Source organism: Marinobacterium marinum (genome assembly GCF_013868415.1).
Lineage (GTDB): Bacteria > Pseudomonadota > Gammaproteobacteria > Pseudomonadales > Balneatricaceae > Marinobacterium > Marinobacterium marinum.
In genome coordinates this window covers 110,855-127,487 of sequence record NZ_JACEMT010000053.1, presented here as the reverse complement: position 1 = coordinate 127,487, position 16,633 = coordinate 110,855, and the positions used below count along the sequence as shown (strand labels likewise).

General features: G+C 57.5%; 18 protein-coding genes. 3 read left to right on the top strand and 15 right to left on the bottom strand.

The features are described from left to right. Positions 1 to 71 precede the first annotated feature (71 nt). The 10 genes from thrC to ffh all read right to left on the bottom strand — a co-directional run bounded on the left by thrC (position 72) and on the right by ffh (position 9,627). Positions 72 to 1,466 carry a threonine synthase gene (gene thrC, locus H1S06_RS13740; RefSeq protein WP_181741188.1) on the bottom strand — a complete coding sequence of 465 codons (1,395 nt, stop codon included), beginning with the start codon at positions 1,464 to 1,466 and terminating at the stop codon, positions 72 to 74. Positions 1,467 to 1,476: 10 nt separating this feature from the next. Beyond that, entirely contained in the window at positions 1,477 to 2,778 is a 1,302-nt protein-coding gene (locus H1S06_RS13735) for a homoserine dehydrogenase (RefSeq protein WP_181741186.1), read from the bottom strand. 137 nt (positions 2,779 to 2,915) lie between these two features. After that, positions 2,916 to 3,650 carry a DsbC family protein gene (locus H1S06_RS13730; protein WP_181741184.1) on the bottom strand — a complete coding sequence of 245 codons (735 nt, stop codon included), beginning with the start codon at positions 3,648 to 3,650 and terminating at the stop codon, positions 2,916 to 2,918. Between the two features lie 58 nt (positions 3,651 to 3,708). Then, positions 3,709 to 4,590 carry a site-specific tyrosine recombinase XerD gene (gene xerD, locus H1S06_RS13725; protein WP_181741327.1) on the bottom strand — a complete coding sequence of 294 codons (882 nt, stop codon included), beginning with the start codon at positions 4,588 to 4,590 and terminating at the stop codon, positions 3,709 to 3,711. A gap of 44 nt (positions 4,591 to 4,634) precedes the next feature. Then, entirely contained in the window at positions 4,635 to 5,996 is a 1,362-nt protein-coding gene (locus H1S06_RS13720; RefSeq protein WP_181741182.1) for a hypothetical protein, read from the bottom strand. Between the two features lie 136 nt (positions 5,997 to 6,132). Continuing rightward, positions 6,133 to 6,489 carry a 50S ribosomal protein L19 gene (gene rplS, locus H1S06_RS13715; RefSeq protein ID WP_181741180.1) on the bottom strand — a complete coding sequence of 119 codons (357 nt, stop codon included), beginning with the start codon at positions 6,487 to 6,489 and terminating at the stop codon, positions 6,133 to 6,135. A gap of 9 nt (positions 6,490 to 6,498) precedes the next feature. Continuing rightward, on the bottom strand, positions 6,499 to 7,257 hold the full coding sequence (gene trmD / locus H1S06_RS13710; protein WP_181741178.1) for a tRNA (guanosine(37)-N1)-methyltransferase TrmD: 759 nt from the start codon (positions 7,255 to 7,257) through the stop codon (positions 6,499 to 6,501). A gap of 3 nt (positions 7,258 to 7,260) precedes the next feature. Beyond that, a complete protein-coding gene (rimM, locus tag H1S06_RS13705; protein ID WP_181741176.1) occupies positions 7,261 to 7,800 on the bottom strand; it encodes a ribosome maturation factor RimM in 540 nt (179 codons plus the stop codon). 15 nt (positions 7,801 to 7,815) lie between these two features. Continuing rightward, entirely contained in the window at positions 7,816 to 8,067 is a 252-nt protein-coding gene (rpsP, locus tag H1S06_RS13700; protein WP_181741174.1) for a 30S ribosomal protein S16, read from the bottom strand. 177 nt (positions 8,068 to 8,244) lie between these two features. Then, positions 8,245 to 9,627, bottom strand: coding sequence for a signal recognition particle protein (ffh, locus tag H1S06_RS13695; protein WP_181741172.1), 1,383 nt, complete (start codon positions 9,625 to 9,627; stop codon positions 8,245 to 8,247). Between the two features lie 151 nt (positions 9,628 to 9,778). Here ffh and H1S06_RS13690 point away from each other — a divergent pair, with 151 nt between their 5' ends. Both H1S06_RS13690 and H1S06_RS13685 read left to right on the top strand, forming a co-directional pair. Next, complete coding sequence (locus H1S06_RS13690; RefSeq protein ID WP_181741170.1) at positions 9,779 to 10,576, top strand: cytochrome C assembly family protein; 798 nt, start codon at positions 9,779 to 9,781, stop codon at positions 10,574 to 10,576. A 72-nt stretch (positions 10,577 to 10,648) separates the two neighbouring features. Next, positions 10,649 to 11,923: an HlyC/CorC family transporter gene (locus H1S06_RS13685; RefSeq protein ID WP_181741161.1), complete on the top strand. Its 1,275-nt coding sequence runs from the start codon at positions 10,649 to 10,651 to the stop codon at positions 11,921 to 11,923. A 54-nt stretch (positions 11,924 to 11,977) separates the two neighbouring features. Here H1S06_RS13685 and H1S06_RS13680 read toward each other — a convergent pair whose 3' ends face one another. Further along, positions 11,978 to 12,172, bottom strand: coding sequence for a DUF1289 domain-containing protein (locus tag H1S06_RS13680; protein WP_181741159.1), 195 nt, complete (start codon positions 12,170 to 12,172; stop codon positions 11,978 to 11,980). Further along, positions 12,165 to 12,764, bottom strand: a complete 600-nt coding sequence (locus tag H1S06_RS13675; protein ID WP_181741157.1) for an NUDIX hydrolase — start codon at positions 12,762 to 12,764, stop codon at positions 12,165 to 12,167. The genes H1S06_RS13680 and H1S06_RS13675 overlap by 8 nt, the downstream gene beginning before the upstream one ends. A gap of 111 nt (positions 12,765 to 12,875) precedes the next feature. On the opposite strand from H1S06_RS13675, the gene H1S06_RS13670 reads away from it, so the two are divergent. Next, on the top strand, positions 12,876 to 13,439 hold the full coding sequence (locus tag H1S06_RS13670) for an NUDIX hydrolase (RefSeq protein WP_181741155.1): 564 nt from the start codon (positions 12,876 to 12,878) through the stop codon (positions 13,437 to 13,439). On the opposite strand, the gene H1S06_RS13665 is transcribed toward H1S06_RS13670, so the two are convergent. Genes H1S06_RS13665 through H1S06_RS13655 form a run of 3 tightly spaced genes read right to left on the bottom strand, consistent with a single transcriptional unit; the run spans position 13,402 to position 16,624 of the window. Continuing rightward, the gene (locus H1S06_RS13665; protein ID WP_181741153.1) at positions 13,402 to 15,243 is read right to left on the bottom strand and encodes a V-type ATP synthase subunit A; all 1,842 of its coding nucleotides are present in this window, start codon (positions 15,241 to 15,243) and stop codon (positions 13,402 to 13,404) included. The genes H1S06_RS13670 and H1S06_RS13665 overlap by 38 nt on opposite strands. Next, positions 15,240 to 15,941 (bottom strand): hypothetical protein, encoded by a 702-nt coding sequence (locus tag H1S06_RS13660; protein ID WP_181741151.1) that lies wholly within the window; start codon positions 15,939 to 15,941, stop codon positions 15,240 to 15,242. The genes H1S06_RS13665 and H1S06_RS13660 overlap by 4 nt, the downstream gene beginning before the upstream one ends. After that, complete coding sequence (locus tag H1S06_RS13655; protein WP_181741148.1) at positions 15,941 to 16,624, bottom strand: ATPase; 684 nt, start codon at positions 16,622 to 16,624, stop codon at positions 15,941 to 15,943. Before H1S06_RS13655 ends, H1S06_RS13660 begins: the two co-directional genes overlap by 1 nt. Positions 16,625 to 16,633: the final 9 nt, after the last annotated feature.

Sequence of the window (16,633 nt, the reverse complement as noted above, 5' to 3'; positions counted from 1 at the left end):
GACAACAGGCAGGTATTGACAGGCGGAGCGGACAACAGTCGCCCCGCCCGAACGGTCGAAACCGTCAGAGATCAGTCGCGGTGCACATGTCCGGCAACAAAGGCCTGGACAGTGGACAGATCATTGGCCAGCACTTCGTAGCGCTCTTCACGTTCAAACAGGTTGGCCATGTGTGCCGGCAGCTGCGGTGACTCCAGTCCCGCCTTGACCACCGGCTCAGGGAACTTGACCGGATGCGCAGTCGCCAGGGTAATCATCGGCACTGACTTGTTGCGCCAGCATTCGCGGGCAGCCTTGACGCCAATCGCCGTATGCGGGTCCAGCAGGTAGCCTGTTTCGGCGTGCACATCCTTGATCACGTCACAGGTGGTGTCGTCGTTGACCGCATAGCTGTCAAACAGTGCTCGCACCTGCTCCCAGCGCACCGGGTCCAGCTGAACGGACTCAGACTTGAAGCGTGCCATCAGATCGCTAATCGCCGCTCCGTCATTGTCATACACATCAAACAGCAGGCGTTCGAAGTTGGAACTCACCATGATATCCATCGACGGTGACAGCGTATGCACCAGTTCACCCTTGGACATATCATTGCCGCTGATCACGCGGTGCAGAATATCGTTACGGTTGGTCGCCACCACCAGCTGCTCGATCGGCAAGCCCATTTTCTTGGCCAGGTAACCGGCAAAGATATCACCGAAGTTGCCGGTCGGCACGGAGAAGGACACCGGGCGGTGCGGGCCACCCACGGCCAGCGCAGCCGAAAAATAGTAGACGATCTGGGCCATGATGCGCGCCCAGTTGATGGAATTGACCGCTCCCAGTTTCAGGCCATTAAGAAAGCCCTGATCGGCGAAGCTGTCCTTAACCATCTGCTGGCAATCGTCGAAGTTGCCTTCCAGCGCGACGTTAAACACATTGTCTTCCAGAATACTGGTCATCTGGCGACGCTGTACTTCTGACACCCGCTGGTGGGGGTGCAGGATAAAGATATCCAGGTGCTCGGAATGGCGACAGCCTTCGATGGCAGCAGAACCGGTATCACCGGAGGTAGCGCCCATGATCACCAAACGCTCGCCACGCTCGGCCAGCACATGATCCATCAGGCGACCCAGCAGCTGCAGCGCGAAGTCCTTGAACGCCAGCGTCGGGCCATGGAACAACTCCAGCACCCACTCGTTGGTGCCCAGTTCCTTCAGCGGCGCAACCGCACTGTGATTGAAACCCGCGTAGGTCTCATCAATCATGCGCTTGAGGTCCGCCTCGCTGATGCAGTCATCGACGAACGGCTTGATCACCTTGAACGCCAGCTCGGCGTAGGACAAGCCGGCCCAGGAAGCGATCTCGTCCTTGGAGAAGGTCGGTAGAGTTTCCGGCACATAGAGGCCGCCATCACTGGCCAGACCGGCCAGCAGCACATCGGCGAATTTAAGCTTCGGCGCCTGGCCGCGGGTAGAGATATAGTTCATTACAGAGTCCTCAGTCAGCCAGTTGCTCAACACGAATACGGACGATTTCGCCGAGGATATCCGGCAACGCCTCGATCTCGCGAATCGCTTCGTTCATCATCCGCTCTTCCACGCGCTGGGTGAGCATGATCACCGGCACCTGCGCTTCCGTCGTCTGTTTCTGGATAATCGCTTCGATATTAATGCCTTTTTCACCCAGGATTCGGGTTACGTAGGCCAGAACGCCCGGACGTTCAACGGCCTGCAGGCGCAGGTAGTAGGCGCTGGTGGTTTCATCCACCGGCAGCACCGGCGCGTCGGACAACGCAGACGGCTGGAACGCCAGGTGCGGCACACGGTTGTCTCGGTCGGCGGTCAGGGTGCGCACCACATCCACTACGTCGGCAACCACCGCCGATGCGGTGGCTTCAGCTCCGGCGCCCGGACCGTAATACAGAGTCTGGCCAACCGCATCACCATCCACCAGCACGGCATTCATCACGCCATTGACGTTGGCCAGCAGAACATCCTTCGGAATCAGGGTCGGGTGAACACGCAATTCGATCCCCTTGTCCGTGCGGCGGGTGATGCCCAGATGCTTGACGCGATAACCCAGCTCTTCGGCATACTGGATATCCTGCGGGGTAATCTTGCTGATGCCTTCGGTATATGCCTTGCTGAACTGCAGCGGGATACCGAATGCCAGCGAGGACAGGATGGTCAGCTTGTGCGCGGCATCGATGCCTTCAACGTCGAAGGTCGGGTCGGCTTCGGCATAACCCAGATCCTGAGCTTCCTGCAACACGTCGGCAAACTCGCGGCCCTTTTCACGCATTTCGGTCATGATGAAGTTGCCGGTGCCGTTGATAATGCCGGCCAGCCAATTGATCTGGTTGGCTGCCAGGCCTTCACGGATCGCCTTGATAATCGGGATACCGCCAGCCACAGACGCTTCAAAAGCGACCATGACGTTCTTTTCCTGCGCCGCTTCGAAAATTTCGTTGCCATGCACGGCAATCAGCGCCTTGTTGGCGGTTACGACATGCTTGCCGTTTTCAATCGCGGTCATGACCAGATCACGCGCGGTGTCATAGCCACCGATCAGTTCGATGACGATATCGATCTCGGGGTTGGTTGCCACCTCGAAGATATCCGTGGTTGTCTGCATGCCGCTGGTATCACAGGCGGGGTTATCACGACGCATCGCGATCTGCTCAATCACGATATGGCGTCCGGCACGCCGAGAAATTTCTTCCGCATTACGCGTCAGGACATTGAAGGTACCGCCACCGACGGTTCCCAGACCACAGATCCCTACTTTTACAGGTTTCAAGCCAACACCTCGCAGCTAGTTCGGTCAGATCAATTACCGCCGACGGGCGGCCAAAAAACGGCCCCCATTATAGCGAAAAGGCGGGTCATACACTATGTATGCCCGCCTTCCTCATCAGGGTTTTTCCCGGCTGCAGCTCAGTCCAGTTCCAGAATCTGCTGCAGACGCGCCGCCGGCATGTAGCCCGGCAACAAGGTACCGTCATCGGTAATCAGGGCCGGTGTACCGGTTACACCCAGTTTCTGCCCCAGCATGTACTGATCAAGTACCGGGTTGTCACAGCTTTCCTCATCCAGACGCTCACCATTCTTGATGGAGTCCATACGCTCACGACGTGAGTCTTCGGTACCACACCAGATGGTCTGCATCTTTTTGTGCGCCGCAGAGCCGGGGCCGCCACGCGGGAAGGCCAGGTAATTGACCTGTACTCCCATCTTGTTCAGCGCGGGTACTTCCTCATGCAGCTTGCGGCAATAGGGGCAGTCCACATCGGTAAAGACGTACAGACTGGCCTTGACGTCTCCTTCCGGCTTGTACACCACCATATCGGCTTCGTCCAACCCATCAACCGCCGCCTGACGCGCCTGGTTGCGCTTCTGCTCGGTCAAATTGACCAACCCCTTCTCGGTATCCACTTTGAACAGCTGACCCGCCAGCAGGTACTGTCCGTCCATGTCGGCATACAGGGTTTCACCACTGCTGAGCATGACTTCGTACAATCCGGCGATCGGCGCCGGCTCAACGCTTTGCAGCTGCAGTCGACTGTCGACCTTGTTCAATTGCTGGCGGATATTGTCTTCGGCGCTGTCAGCCGCCCAGACAGAACCTGTCAGGACCAGCATCATTGCCGATGTCAGAGTGGTAGATCGCATGAGAGCCTCAGTAAAAATCGGGTTATATGCCTGTGACCTGCACCGGTCGTTTTAGTTCCTAGCCACGCGGATGATGCTCACTGTGGAGGGATTGCAAACGATGACTGGCCACATGAGTATAAATCTGGGTTGTCGACAGGTCACTGTGCCCCAGTAACATCTGCACAACACGCAGATCGGCACCATGATTCAGCAAGTGAGTCGCAAAGGCATGGCGCAGCACATGGGGTGACAGCGGTTTGTCGATGCCGCTTTCCATTGCATAACGCTTCACACGATACCAGAAAGTCTGCCGCGTCATCATCTGTCCACGCTGACTTAAAAACAGGGCTTCCTCGTGGGCATCGCGCATCAGCAGCGGGCGAGCGCTTTGCAGATAGCGCCGAATCCACAGCAGAGCCTCGTCGCCGACCGGCACCAAACGCTCTTTGCCCCCTTTGCCGACGACCCGAATCACGCCGATTCTGCGATTGATCTGCTCCATCTGCAGCGCGATCAGCTCGCTGACCCTGAGCCCGGTAGCATACAGCACTTCCAGCATGGTACGGTCACGCAGTCCCAACAGCTCTTCGGTATCCGGAGCGCCAAGCAGCGTTTCTACATCCTGCTCAGTCAGGGTTTTGGGCAGGGGCCGCCCACTACGCGGATTATCCAGATTGAGCGTCGGATCCTGAACAATTAGTCCTTCACGCAACAGATAACGGTAAAAGCCACGCAGACAGGACAACAGGCGAGCCGTGGAACTGCTTTTCAGTTGTTCCCCCAGCCGCCAGTGCAAATACTGCTGCAGCTCGGTACGCCCGGCCAGCAGTAGCCCTTTACCCTGTTGGTTCAGCCATAGTGCATACTGAAACAGATCCCGCCGATAGGATGTCCGGGAGTTTTCACTCAGCCCCTTTTCCAGCCAAAGTGCGCTGATCCAGACCTCGACCAGCTCCATATCCTCGGGCTGTGGCTGCACACTCGAACGACGTCGATCTCCATTCACCGATAAACCTCAACCTTTTGAATCCGGTCATGCTCCAGCGGATATTCGGCCACCCCCTGAGCCAGGCGTTGAACCACACGCACGCCATCGGCCTCAACCGCTTTCAAACGCCCCTCCACTCTGTTACCGAAGTAGGTTTCGATCCGCACATGCGCTCCGATGTACCGCTTCAACTGTGCCACCGGTGTTTCACGAAAGCGTTTTGCGGTTTTTGTTACCTGCGGCTCCGGCACCAGCGCCGGCTTTACCGTCTCGATACTCGCCTTATCCACTGCCGGGGCCGGCTCTCTTCTCGATTCAGACGGTCTCCGCTCGGACTCACGCAGCACTCGCCCCGCATCTCCGGCCTGTGCCAGCTGCTGGACCAGCTCGCCCCAGGCAATGCTACCAACATCCAGCGCCGTATCATTCACAACCAGAGTCGGATTGAGCTTTTCGATCATGTAATCAGGGTCCGGTGTCATCGCCAATTCCGACGAGCCAAAACCACCGATGGGGTTCATTTCCAGTGTCAGAGTCGCACCACTCTGCTGCAAGCCTTCATAGGCTTGTAGCCAGGTCTGCGGCAGCTCGACCCCGCCTTCACTCAGCCAGCGATTCACCAGCTCCACATGCAGGGCACGATAATCCGCCGGACGCACCTCCGCTTCCATGGCACACATGTTCACCAGCCTCTGGTTATAACCGCGATCACGATAGCCAAGCAACGCCTTGTGCAAACGAGCATTTCCGCTGGCCTGCAGCGGAGTTTTCAACTGCCGTGGATCGGCACTGAACACCAGCTCCATCTGGGTATCGCCCATATTTTCGACATTAACTCGGGTGTCGAAGTGTATCTTCTTCGTGACTTCATCACCCCGATAATGGAAATCCACATCCATCAACAGGTCGCGATATCCCATCATCCGCAGGGTATTGATATCGAACTGACGAATCGACCCACAGCCAAGGGCTGCAGGGTTGACATGCAGAGGGTTGGCCTCACGTGCAAGATCAAACTGCTTCTGAATTTCATGGTACACCCCCGATTCAAGGCTCTGCGCAAACCCCTTGAAGCTGACTGTCAGCTCTGCCGGAGGCTCATCACCACTCAAGATCAGCGCCATGGGACCGCCTACATTCAGACGTACCTGGCCAACCTCAAACGGCGCATGCATCGGATGCGGAGACACTCGAAGCCCGTTAACACCAACGGTACCATCGGGATGCGCATAAATGGCGTCATACTGCACACTGGCGAAGGGAGACGCCTGCTGTACCAGCTCATCCACTCGGCTTTTGACCTGATACCAATACAGCCCGTACGCCAATGCCGTTACCAACACCAGCGCTCCAAGCAACGTCCCTAGCTTGCGCATGCAACACTCCATAATCCATTCAGTTTCTATTCAGAAAGAGCGATTCTAGGAGTTCACCACGTAAATAGCGAGTACTCAGATCAACAAAAAAGGCAGCCCGAAGGCTGCCTTTTCAATGGTCGCGACCAAGACAAGCTTAGTTAAGCTTCTCTTTGATACGTGCAGACTTGCCGCTACGCTCACGCAGGTAGTACAGCTTGGCCTGACGCACAGCACCGCGACGTTTCACTTCAATCTGCTCAACGGTCGGGCTGTAAGTCTGGAAAGTACGCTCAACACCCACGCCGTGGGAGATTTTACGTACGGTGAAAGCAGAGTTCAGGCCGCGGTTACGCTTGCCCAGAACAACGCCTTCGAACGCCTGCAGACGGCTACGGCTGCCTTCTACTACGCGTACCTGTACGACTACGGTGTCGCCCGGTGCAAAAGCCGGGACTTCTTTGCTCATCTGTTCAGCTTCGATCTGCTGAATAATAGCGCTCTTGTTGCTCATTGCTCGCTCCTAGATATTGCTCCCGCCGGCCGCCCGGGCCTCGCGGATATATTCGCTTAACAACGCTTGCTGTTCCGGGTTCAATTTGATCTTGTCCAACAGGTCCGGACGCCGCTCCCAGGTCCGTCCCAACTGCTGCTTCAGGCGCCAGCGACGGATTTCGGCATGATTGCCACTGAGCAATACCGCCGGCACCCGCTGACCATCCAGCTCCTCGGGACGGGTATAGTGCGGACAATCAAGCAAGCCTTCGAAGAATGAATCTTCCACCGCCGAGTCCTGATGTCCCAGCACCCCGGGCACCATTCGTGCCACGGCATCCATCAACACCATTGCCGGCAGTTCGCCGCCACTGAGCACAAAATCTCCCAGCGACCACTCCTCGTCCACTTCGCTCTGCAACAAACGCTCGTCGATACCCTCGTAGCGACCCGCTACCAGGATCAGCTTGTCGTTTGCCGCCAGCTCGCACACCCCGACCTGATCCAGACGACGCCCTTGCGGTGACAAATAAATCACCCGGGCACCTTCGCCTGCGGCCGTTTTGGCAGCCTGGATCGCATCACGCAGCGGCTGTACCTTCATCAGCATCCCGGGACCTCCGCCGTAGGGGCGGTCATCTACGGTACGATGCCGGTCATGCGTGAAATCACGGGGATTCCAGCACTCCACGTCGATCAAGCCGTTGCGTACGGCCCGGCCGGTGACACCGTAGCGGGTAACCGCTTCCAGCATCTCCGGGAACAGGCTTACAATCCCGAACCACATGAATCAGAAATCCGGGTCCCAATCGACCCGCATCAACCCTGAATCAAGATCAACCTCTTTCACCACCTGATCAGGCAACCAGGGAATCAATCGCTGTTGACGATCGATGCTCTCGGCTGTTCCCTTTACCACCAGCACATCATTGGCACCGGTTTCCATCAGATGGCTTACCCGACCCAGCAACACGCCGGATTCGGTGTATACCAACAGGTTTTCCAGCTGGCTCCAGTAATACTCACCGGTCTCCAGTGTCGGCAGTTCTGAAGCGGGCACCTTTATTTCGCGCCCATTCCACAATCGCGCCTCTTCCGGAGTATTCACACCGGCCAATTTGGCGATCAGACCTTTCCCGTGACGCTTGCCAGCTTCCAGTTTGACCGGCGTCAGACGCCCGTCGCACTCCACCTGCCACGAGTTGTAGTTCAGTACGTTCTCCATCGGGTCGGTGTAAGAGTAGACCTTGATCCACCCTTTCACGCCGTAGGGAGCGGTGAAACGACCCAGTACGACCAGATCTTCTGTATTTTCACTGTTCACTGACACGGTCTGAATCCGACCTTACTCTGCTGCCTTGCGTGCGTCTTTGAGCAGCTGAGCAACACGCTCAGACGTCTGAGCACCCTTGCCAACCCAGTACTCAACACGTTCCAGGTTCACGCGCAGACGCTCTTCCTGACCACGGGCAACCGGGTTGAAAAAACCGACACGCTCAATAAAGCGGCCATCACGCGCATTGCGTGAATCGGCTACGGTGATGTGATAAAACGGACGCTTTTTGGCGCCACCACGAGACAAACGAATAGTGACCATGCGCTGGACCCCTTTATTTCGCTGGATGGGTTTTAAGATCGCCCATCATTTTTGTTTCTCCGCTCCCCCGGCCAAACTGCCCAGGTAAACGAAGGCCAAACTAAACAGGGCGGCAATTTTACGTGAAAATGCCGCCCGTTGAAAGCATAAAGATCAGTTTTCAAGCAGACTCACAGGTCACATACGCGGAAAACCGCCACCACCGCCCATTCCCGGCGGCATCATTCCTTTCATGCCCCGTGCCAGCTTGCTCATGCCTGACTTTGAGCCGAATTTTTTCATCATTTTGGCCATCTGCTTATGCTGCTTAAGCAGACGATTCACATCCTGAATCTGAGTCCCCGACCCCATGGCGATACGACGCTTGCGCGAGCCACTGATGACATCCGGGTGACGGCGCTCATGCGGTGTCATCGAATTGATGATGGTCACCATCTGCTGGATCCCCTTTTCCGCTTGCGCGGCCTGCGCAGCCTGCACCATCTGCCCCATGCCCGGCAATTTTTCCAGCATCGACATCATGCCGCCCATGCTGTGCATCTGCTGGATCTGCTCACGAAAATCCTCAAGATCGAAGCCTTTGCCCTTGGTGATTTTCTTGGCAAATTTTTCCGCTTTGTCCTTGTCGATTTTGTGCTCGGCTTCCTCGATCAGCGACAACACGTCGCCCATGCCCAGTATACGCGAAGCCACACGGTCCGGATGGAAGGGCTCAAGCGCATCGGTCTTTTCGCCGACACCGAGGAATTTAATCGGCTTGCCGGTAATATGCCGTACCGACAAGGCGGCACCGCCACGGGCATCACCGTCCGTCTTGGTCAAAATGACGCCGGTCAGGGGCAGCACCTCATTGAAAGCACGCGCCGTGTTGGCTGCGTCCTGACCGGTCATGGAATCCACCACGAACAGGGTTTCCACCGGATTGACCGAAGCATGCAGACGCTTGATCTCCTGCATCATGTCTTCATCAACATGCAGACGACCCGCCGTATCGACAATCAGGACATCACAGGCCTTAACGCGGGCATGCTGAATAGCAGCCTCGGCAATATCCACCGGGTCCTGCTCGGCAGTGGACGGGAAGAACTCAACTCCCACCTCGCCCGCCAGGGTTTCAAGCTGCCGGATGGCCGCCGGACGGTAGATATCGGCAGATACCACCAGCACCTTTTTCTTCTTGCGCTCTTTCAGAAAACGCGCCAGCTTGGCGACGGAAGTGGTTTTGCCCGCTCCCTGCAGACCCGCCATCATCAGGACCGCCGGCGGCTGGGTAGCCAGGTCAAGCTCGGCGTTAGCTTCGCCCATGACCTTGACCAGCTCTTCGTTGACAATCTTCACGAAAACCTGGCCCGGACTCAGACTTTTGCTGACCTCCTGACCAACAGCCCTCTCCTTGACGCTGTTGATGAACGCCTTCACTACCGGCAGGGCAACATCCGCCTCCAGCAGCGCCATGCGCACTTCACGCAGCGTGCCCTTGATGTTGTCTTCGGTCAGCTTGGCCTGACCGGTCACCGAGCGCAACGTCTGTGTAAGGCGCTCTGTCAGATTATCAAACATCGGATACCTCTATTTGCCGGCGGTACCCTCCCGGCACCCACCCTGTAAACGCTTTGGCGACATATTATACAGAAGGCCCCGCTCCGGGGGCACCTATATTTCCTCCCCCTGGCATTTGTGCCACACTTAGCCGCCATTGAGGAGAATATGGATGCTGATGACCACGACGCTTATCGCTGCACTCTGTTATATCGCTGCAACCGGACTGCAATGGCGTCGCTTGTCGGTCAGCCACCAGGAGCAGCTGCGCCTGCCCATCCGCCTGCTGGGCCTGTCTGGCTTTCTGCTGCAGGGCTGGAGCGTTTACCTGCTGTTGCATCAGCCCACAGGTATCGACCTCAGCTTTTTCCCGGTTGGCTCCCTGATTTCCTGGGGCGTAGTGGGCATGGTCCTGGCCAGTAGCCTGCGTCAACGGCTGGACAACCTGTTCATCGGTGTATTCCCGCTTGCTGCCATTACCGCCCTGCTGGCTGCCGGCATCGACACGGGCTCCACCCCCAAGCCCTATGCCGGCGGGCTGCTCACCCATATTCTGCTGTCTTTGCTGGCCTATAGCCTGTTTACCATTGCCACGGTACAAGCCGTTCTACTGTCACGCCAGGAAACCGCCCTCAAGCAGCACCATACTCGCGGCCTGGTAGCCTCGCTGCCACCTCTGCAAATGATGGAACGCCTGCTGTTCGAGAGCCTGTGGGCAGGCTTTTTGCTGCTCAGTGCTGCCCTGGCCACCGGTTTCCTGTTTGTCGACAACCTGTTTGCCCAGCATCTGGTCCACAAAACCCTGCTGTCACTGTTTGCCTGGGTCGTGTATGCCGTACTGCTGGCCGGACGTCACTTCCTCGGCTGGCGCAGCCGAACAGCGGTTCGCTGGACAATGGGCGGCTTCGTCCTGCTGATGCTGGCGTTTTTCGGCTCCAAACTGGTCCTGGAATTACTACTGAAGCTGTAGTCTCTGTGGCTTGACAGCCTCACCATCTGACCAGAAAATGAGCATCCCTCATTCAATTAAGGTTTTTGTCCCTTGGACGATGCGTCGATAAGCACACTGACCGCCATTCTGGTCCTGCTGATTTTATGCTCAGCCTTCTTTTCCAGCTCAGAAACCGGGATGATGTCCCTCAACCGATACCGGTTGCGTCACCTGGTGAAAAACGGACACCGCGCGGCCCGCAAGGCCAACAGCCTGCTCGAACGCCCTGACCGCCTGATCGGTCTGATCCTGATCGGCAACAACTTTGTCAACATTTTGGCTTCGGCCATTGCAACCGTGATCGCCGTACGCCTCTGGGGTGATGCCGGCATCATGATCGCGACCGCCGGCCTGACCCTGGCCATCCTGATTTTCGCTGAAGTGTCACCGAAAACCATGGCAGCACTGCATCCGGAAAAGGTTGCCTTTCCGGCCTCCTACATCCTGCAGCCCATGCTGAAGCTGGCCTACCCGCTGGTCTGGATTATCAACGGCATCACCAACGGTTTTCTGCGCCTGTTCGGCGTCAATGTCAACGAAGCCGGAAACGAGCACCTTAGCACCGAAGAGTTGCGTACCATCGTGCACGAAGCCGGCTCACTGCTTCCGCACCGTAACCAGTCCATGCTGTTGGGCGTGCTGGAACTGAACGAAGTCACCGTCAACGACATCATGATCCCGCGTAATGAAGTGGAAGGGATCGATCTGGACATGGAAATGGACGAGATCCTTGATCTGTTGTCCAAGACCGGGCACACGCGCCTGCCGGTATACCGCGGCGATATCAACAACATCGTCGGCATTTTGCACATGCGTAACCTGGCACAGCTGATCCAGCAGGGCAAGGTCACCAAACCCGCCATTATGCAGGTGGTACACGAAGCCTACTTCGTCCCTGAAAGCACCCCGCTGCAAACACAGCTGCTCAATTTCCAGAAACAAAGCCGCCGTATCGGCGTGGTGGTAGACGAATATGGCGATATTGAAGGCATCGTGACGCTGGAAGATATTCTGGAAGAGATCGTCGGCGAGCTGTCCAATGACCACGACGAGATGAATCAGGAGATCCACCCTCAGGAAGACGGCAGCTTCTTCATTGATGGCAGCGCCTATATCCGCGAAGTAAACAAGGCGCTGAACTGGAAACTGCCCACCGATGGTCCGAAAACGCTGAACGGTCTGATTACCGAAATTCTGGAGTCCATCCCCAACGCCAATGTCTGCCTGGAAGTAGCCGGATACCGCATGGAAACCCTGCAGATCTGCGATAACCTGGTAAAAACCGTCCGCGTGATCAAGACAGCCAAAGCACGCGAAAGCCTCTAATGGCCAAAGCGAATGCTTGGCAGGGCCAACCCTTGAGGCTGGCCCTGCCCCCGGCTACACCACCTCACCCTGCTCTCGACGTCGGATCAGTGCCCATACGGCCCGTTTCTCGTCATTGGTCATCCTCCCCCACCGACTGATCTCCTGTCCACTGCGATGGCAGGCAATACAGATATCACCTTCTCCCAGCGCACATACGCTGACACAAGGACTGGGAACGGGGCGGTCAGTCTCCCGCGATTCATTCATGACTATTCTCCAAATGTTCAGGACGGGGGCGCATGGGAATCGCAGCATCAAAACCCACATTCAACAGTTCGCCCAAGATGTAAGCGGTCAGTCCCCAGATGACTTCTCCCTGCCAGTCCCAGGCCGGTACGAACCGGGTCTTGCCGGCAAACTCGAACCGATCCTGCCGACGGTTGGTCGGATCCAGCAGGAAACTGAGGGGAACCCGGTAAATTTCGGCAATTTCGGCCGGATTGGCCGTCAACCTGAGTTCCGGGGCGATCACCCCGACCCAAGGCGTCACTTGTAAGCGGTGCTTGGAGACAACCTGCCCCAGCGAACCGATAATATCCACCTGCCCGGGCCGCAGGGCAATCTCCTCTTCAGCTTCGCGTATAGCCGTCGCCAGCACATCGCAGTCCCCGGGGTCACGTTTGCCGCCAGGAAAAGAAACTTCGCCGCTGTGCGTCGACAAATATGGCGATCTCAACGTTAAAATTACTTCCGGATCGGCACAGTCGGTCAGCGCCACCAGCACTCCCGCTTCACGGCCATGCGTACGCAGCCGCCAGGGGCGGTGAGATTGTAGCTGTAAACGAAGATGTTCTAGCATGGGGCAACCCGATTACATCCAGTCGGCCTATAATACCCCTGTCATCAAAACGTCGCGAGTCCGGGTCGGCCTGCCTCCCGACCAGGCACGATCCAGCCCCAAGGAGACACCATGAACTACTGCAGCCACTGCGGCTCTCCGGTCCACCTCAGCATTCCCGCCGGGGACAACCGTGAGCGCCATGTCTGCAATCAGTGTGGCATGATTCACTACCAAAACCCACGCATCATCGCCGGCTGTCTGCCGGTGCATGGTGATCGGATACTATTGTGCAAAAGGGCCATAGAGCCCCGCTACGGCTACTGGACCCTGCCGGCAGGCTATATGGAAAATGGAGAAAGCACCGAAGAAGCGGCCCTGCGGGAGACTCTGGAAGAAGCCTGCGCACGGGTCGAATTACGCCACCTGTATACGCTGACTTCCATCATTCATGTCAATCAGGTCCAGTTAATCTATCTGGCCGACCTACCCGAAGCACGGTTTGGCAGCAGTGAGGAGACTCTGGAGAGCCGCCTTTTCCGCGAAGACGAAATCCCCTGGGACCAGCTCGCTTTCACCACCATCCGCAATGCGCTGCGTTTTTATTTCAGCGACCGAGCCACAGCCGAACCGGCCTTCCCACTACGCCACATTGCACTCAGTCCCGAACAGGATGAGCTGGTGCTGATCCGATAACACCCAGCTGTTCAATTTCGCCCCGATAGCGCGTGTAATCGGGGCCACCATGACGACTGTAGTTCAAGTTGCGGAACAGACCGGTCAACCGGACGAAGTGTTCGCGTACCTCTTCCTTGTCGGTAAAGACTCTCGGGCTGTCCAGGCACTGTAGCAACAGTGCGAACAGCTCCTGCTGACGCGAGATCGGCGTTGAGGCATCCACATCGTCAAAAGCATCCTGCTGCAGATATACCTGGTCCAAACACTGCGCCTTTTGCCAACTGAGATAGTCCTCCAGCGTCACCCCTTCTTCCCCGGTCACCTGCATCATCTGCTGTATCTGCTCGCCCTCGCGCAACAGTTCCAACATTCGCTTGACGTTGCCAACCCATTCAGGCGACAGCTCTCGACTGAACCAGTCGCCCAGCTGATTCAGATAACGCGACCAGGAGATCAGCGGGTCGACCGCTGGATAGGCACGCTTGTAGGCACGCTCGGCACTGAGTCCCAGAAAGGTTTTAACGGTCCGCAAAGTCGACTGCGTCACCGGCTCTTCGAAGTTCCCCCCTGCCGGTGATACGGTGCCGATCAGGGTCAGGCTGCCTTGCTCATGGTCATTGGTTTCAACCAGACCGGCGCGCTCGTACAGTGCCCGTACCGCCGAATCCAGGTAGGCCGGAAACGCCTCTTCGCCCGGAATTTCTTCCAGCCGTCCCGAAGTCTCACGCATCGCTTGGGCCCAGCGTGAGGTGGAATCGGCAATCAACAAGACGTTGTAGCCCATCTGGCGATAATATTCGCTGATGGTGATACCGGTATAGATGGATGCCTCTCGCGCCGCCACCGGCATGGAAGAGGTGTTGCAAATGATCACCGTCCGGTCCATCAATGTACCGCCGCGCGGGTCAGGCATATTCGGGAATTCGGTGATGGTTTCCACGACTTCACCAGCACGCTCCCCACAAGCCACGATCACCACGATATCCACGTTGGAGTAGCGTGATATCAGACCCTGCAGCACCGTTTTACCGGCCCCAAACGGCCCGGGAATACAGGCGGTTCCGCCCAGCGCAACCGGGAAGAAGGTGTCGATCAGCCGAATACTGGTCAACATCGGCTGCTGCGGATAGAGACGCTGGTTGTATCCTTCCCGCAGCAGATCGCGGTTAACCGGAACACGTACCGGCCAACGCTGCTGCATGCAGATTTCCCGCTCCTCGCCACTGTCCAGACGCAAACGCACCACGGGCGTGGTCACGGTAAAGCTTCCTTCCTGAACCCAGGTCACCTCCGCTTCGCCACGCAGGTTGAACGGCACCATGATCTTGTGACTGAACCGGCTTTCCGGAACACGCCCCAACAGATCACCGGCCTTCACTCGGGCCCCTACCTTGACGGCGGGCTGGAACGACCACTTTTGCTGATGATCGATTCCTTCAACACCCAGGCCGCGCGGCAGAAAAAATCCATGCTGACTGGCAATCAGCTCCAGCGGGTTCTGCAGACCGTCGTACACCTGCCCCAGCAAACCCGGCCCAAGCGCCACCGACAGCATCTGTCCGGTTTGTTCCACCGCATCCCCAATGGCCACTCCGCGTGTCGTTTCAAATACCTGCACATCCGCTTCGCCATGCCGTACCCGCAGGACCTCGGCCTGCAACCGCTCCTGGCGCTCGCCATCATTGCGACGCGGGCAGATCAACACCACTTCGTTCTTGGTGATCGGGTAGAGTTCACCTTCGTCATCGCGCAACATGCGGATACTGACGATATCATCACGGACACCGATTACACGGGCAGTCGGAATGCTCGGAGTTGTCATTGGTCAGCCTCTATAGCCCGGTCGACACCGCTATCCTGCAGGACCTCTGTCAGCGCCCGGTCGACCAGTTGAGAAAAGTGTTGTTGCGCCGCTTCCGCCTGCCAGCGCAGGCGGTACTCGGCAATGGACCAGCGCAGCCGGTACGCGGCCACAGCGGTCAAAGAAAAGGGGTGAGCCTGCTCCAGCATGTGTAATCGGCACCAGAGACGGCTCAGGATCTGCTGCTCCAACGCTACACTCCGCCCCTGTTTCAGCTGGGTTAATGATTCGGTCAGCCAGGGGTAATGACGCCCCAGACCAAAATCTGGCTGCTGCCAGTCGCGGCGTACGATCCAGATGCGTTCACCGTACCCCTGAAAACCGGTGCCCTCGTACTGGCCGGCCAGTCGATAGCGCTGTGCCGCAATCAGGCTGCGCCATTCTAGATTTTCAACCAATACGGCCCGCAAAGGCGGGAGAGCAACCTCTGCCAGCTCCCGCTCCCAGTGCTGTACCTCGTCCCGATCCGAGCAGGTCTCGTCACCGATGCGCTCACGCTGAAACAGGCGCAGAGCGCGCTGCAACAGCTGCTGATCCTGTTCAGGTAACATGCCCAGCCGACGCTCCAGCTGCAATACCGAAATCGGCAGTTCCTTCAGCTGCTCCAGGCTCACAGGCAGCGCCGGCAGTGCAGGTATCAAGGTATGGTAAACCGACACTAGCGGATCACTCCCTCCAAAATGGCGCGAAAGCGGGGCTGCAGATGACGCAGCAACAATTCTGCCAGCGCACGATCACTCAGATCGATTTCAGCATCATCGCCATTGCAACGGATGCGAATCCCCCGTCCGTCATGCAGATCCAGCGTCACACCCTCGCGCAACTGCAGATTGAGCTGCTCCTGTACAAACAGACTCAGCTTACCCTGCCGATAGGCGTGCGGGTTGCGCCTTAGTTCTTCCAGCCCCACGATCCCGGCCGGTAGCAGCACTTCCACTTTCGGCAGGGTGCACAGGGTTGCTTCCTGGCAAGCCTGCACCACCACCTCACGAATCACTTCACGGATAAACACATCGCTGTCGAACAGTTCACTGACCTGCAACTTCACCCGATCGGAGAAGGCATGAGACAACTGCTCGCGCAGCTGCAACTGCATGTCTCGTGCCGCCAGTTTCAACGCATCTTCGCCTGCCCGACGCAGACGATCGGCGTCTTCCCGTGCACTGCGGCGCAGGTTTTCCGCTTCCTGACGCGCCTGCTCCAGCAGCCAGTCGGCACGACGCTCGGCATCTTCGATCAGCTCGGCAGCTTCACGCTGTCCCTGCTCGACGCCCTGTTCACGCAGGCGTTCGATCAGCGCTTCCACGCCTGAAGCCGCCTGCTGTTTGGCCTGATCGTTCATCACCGCCTC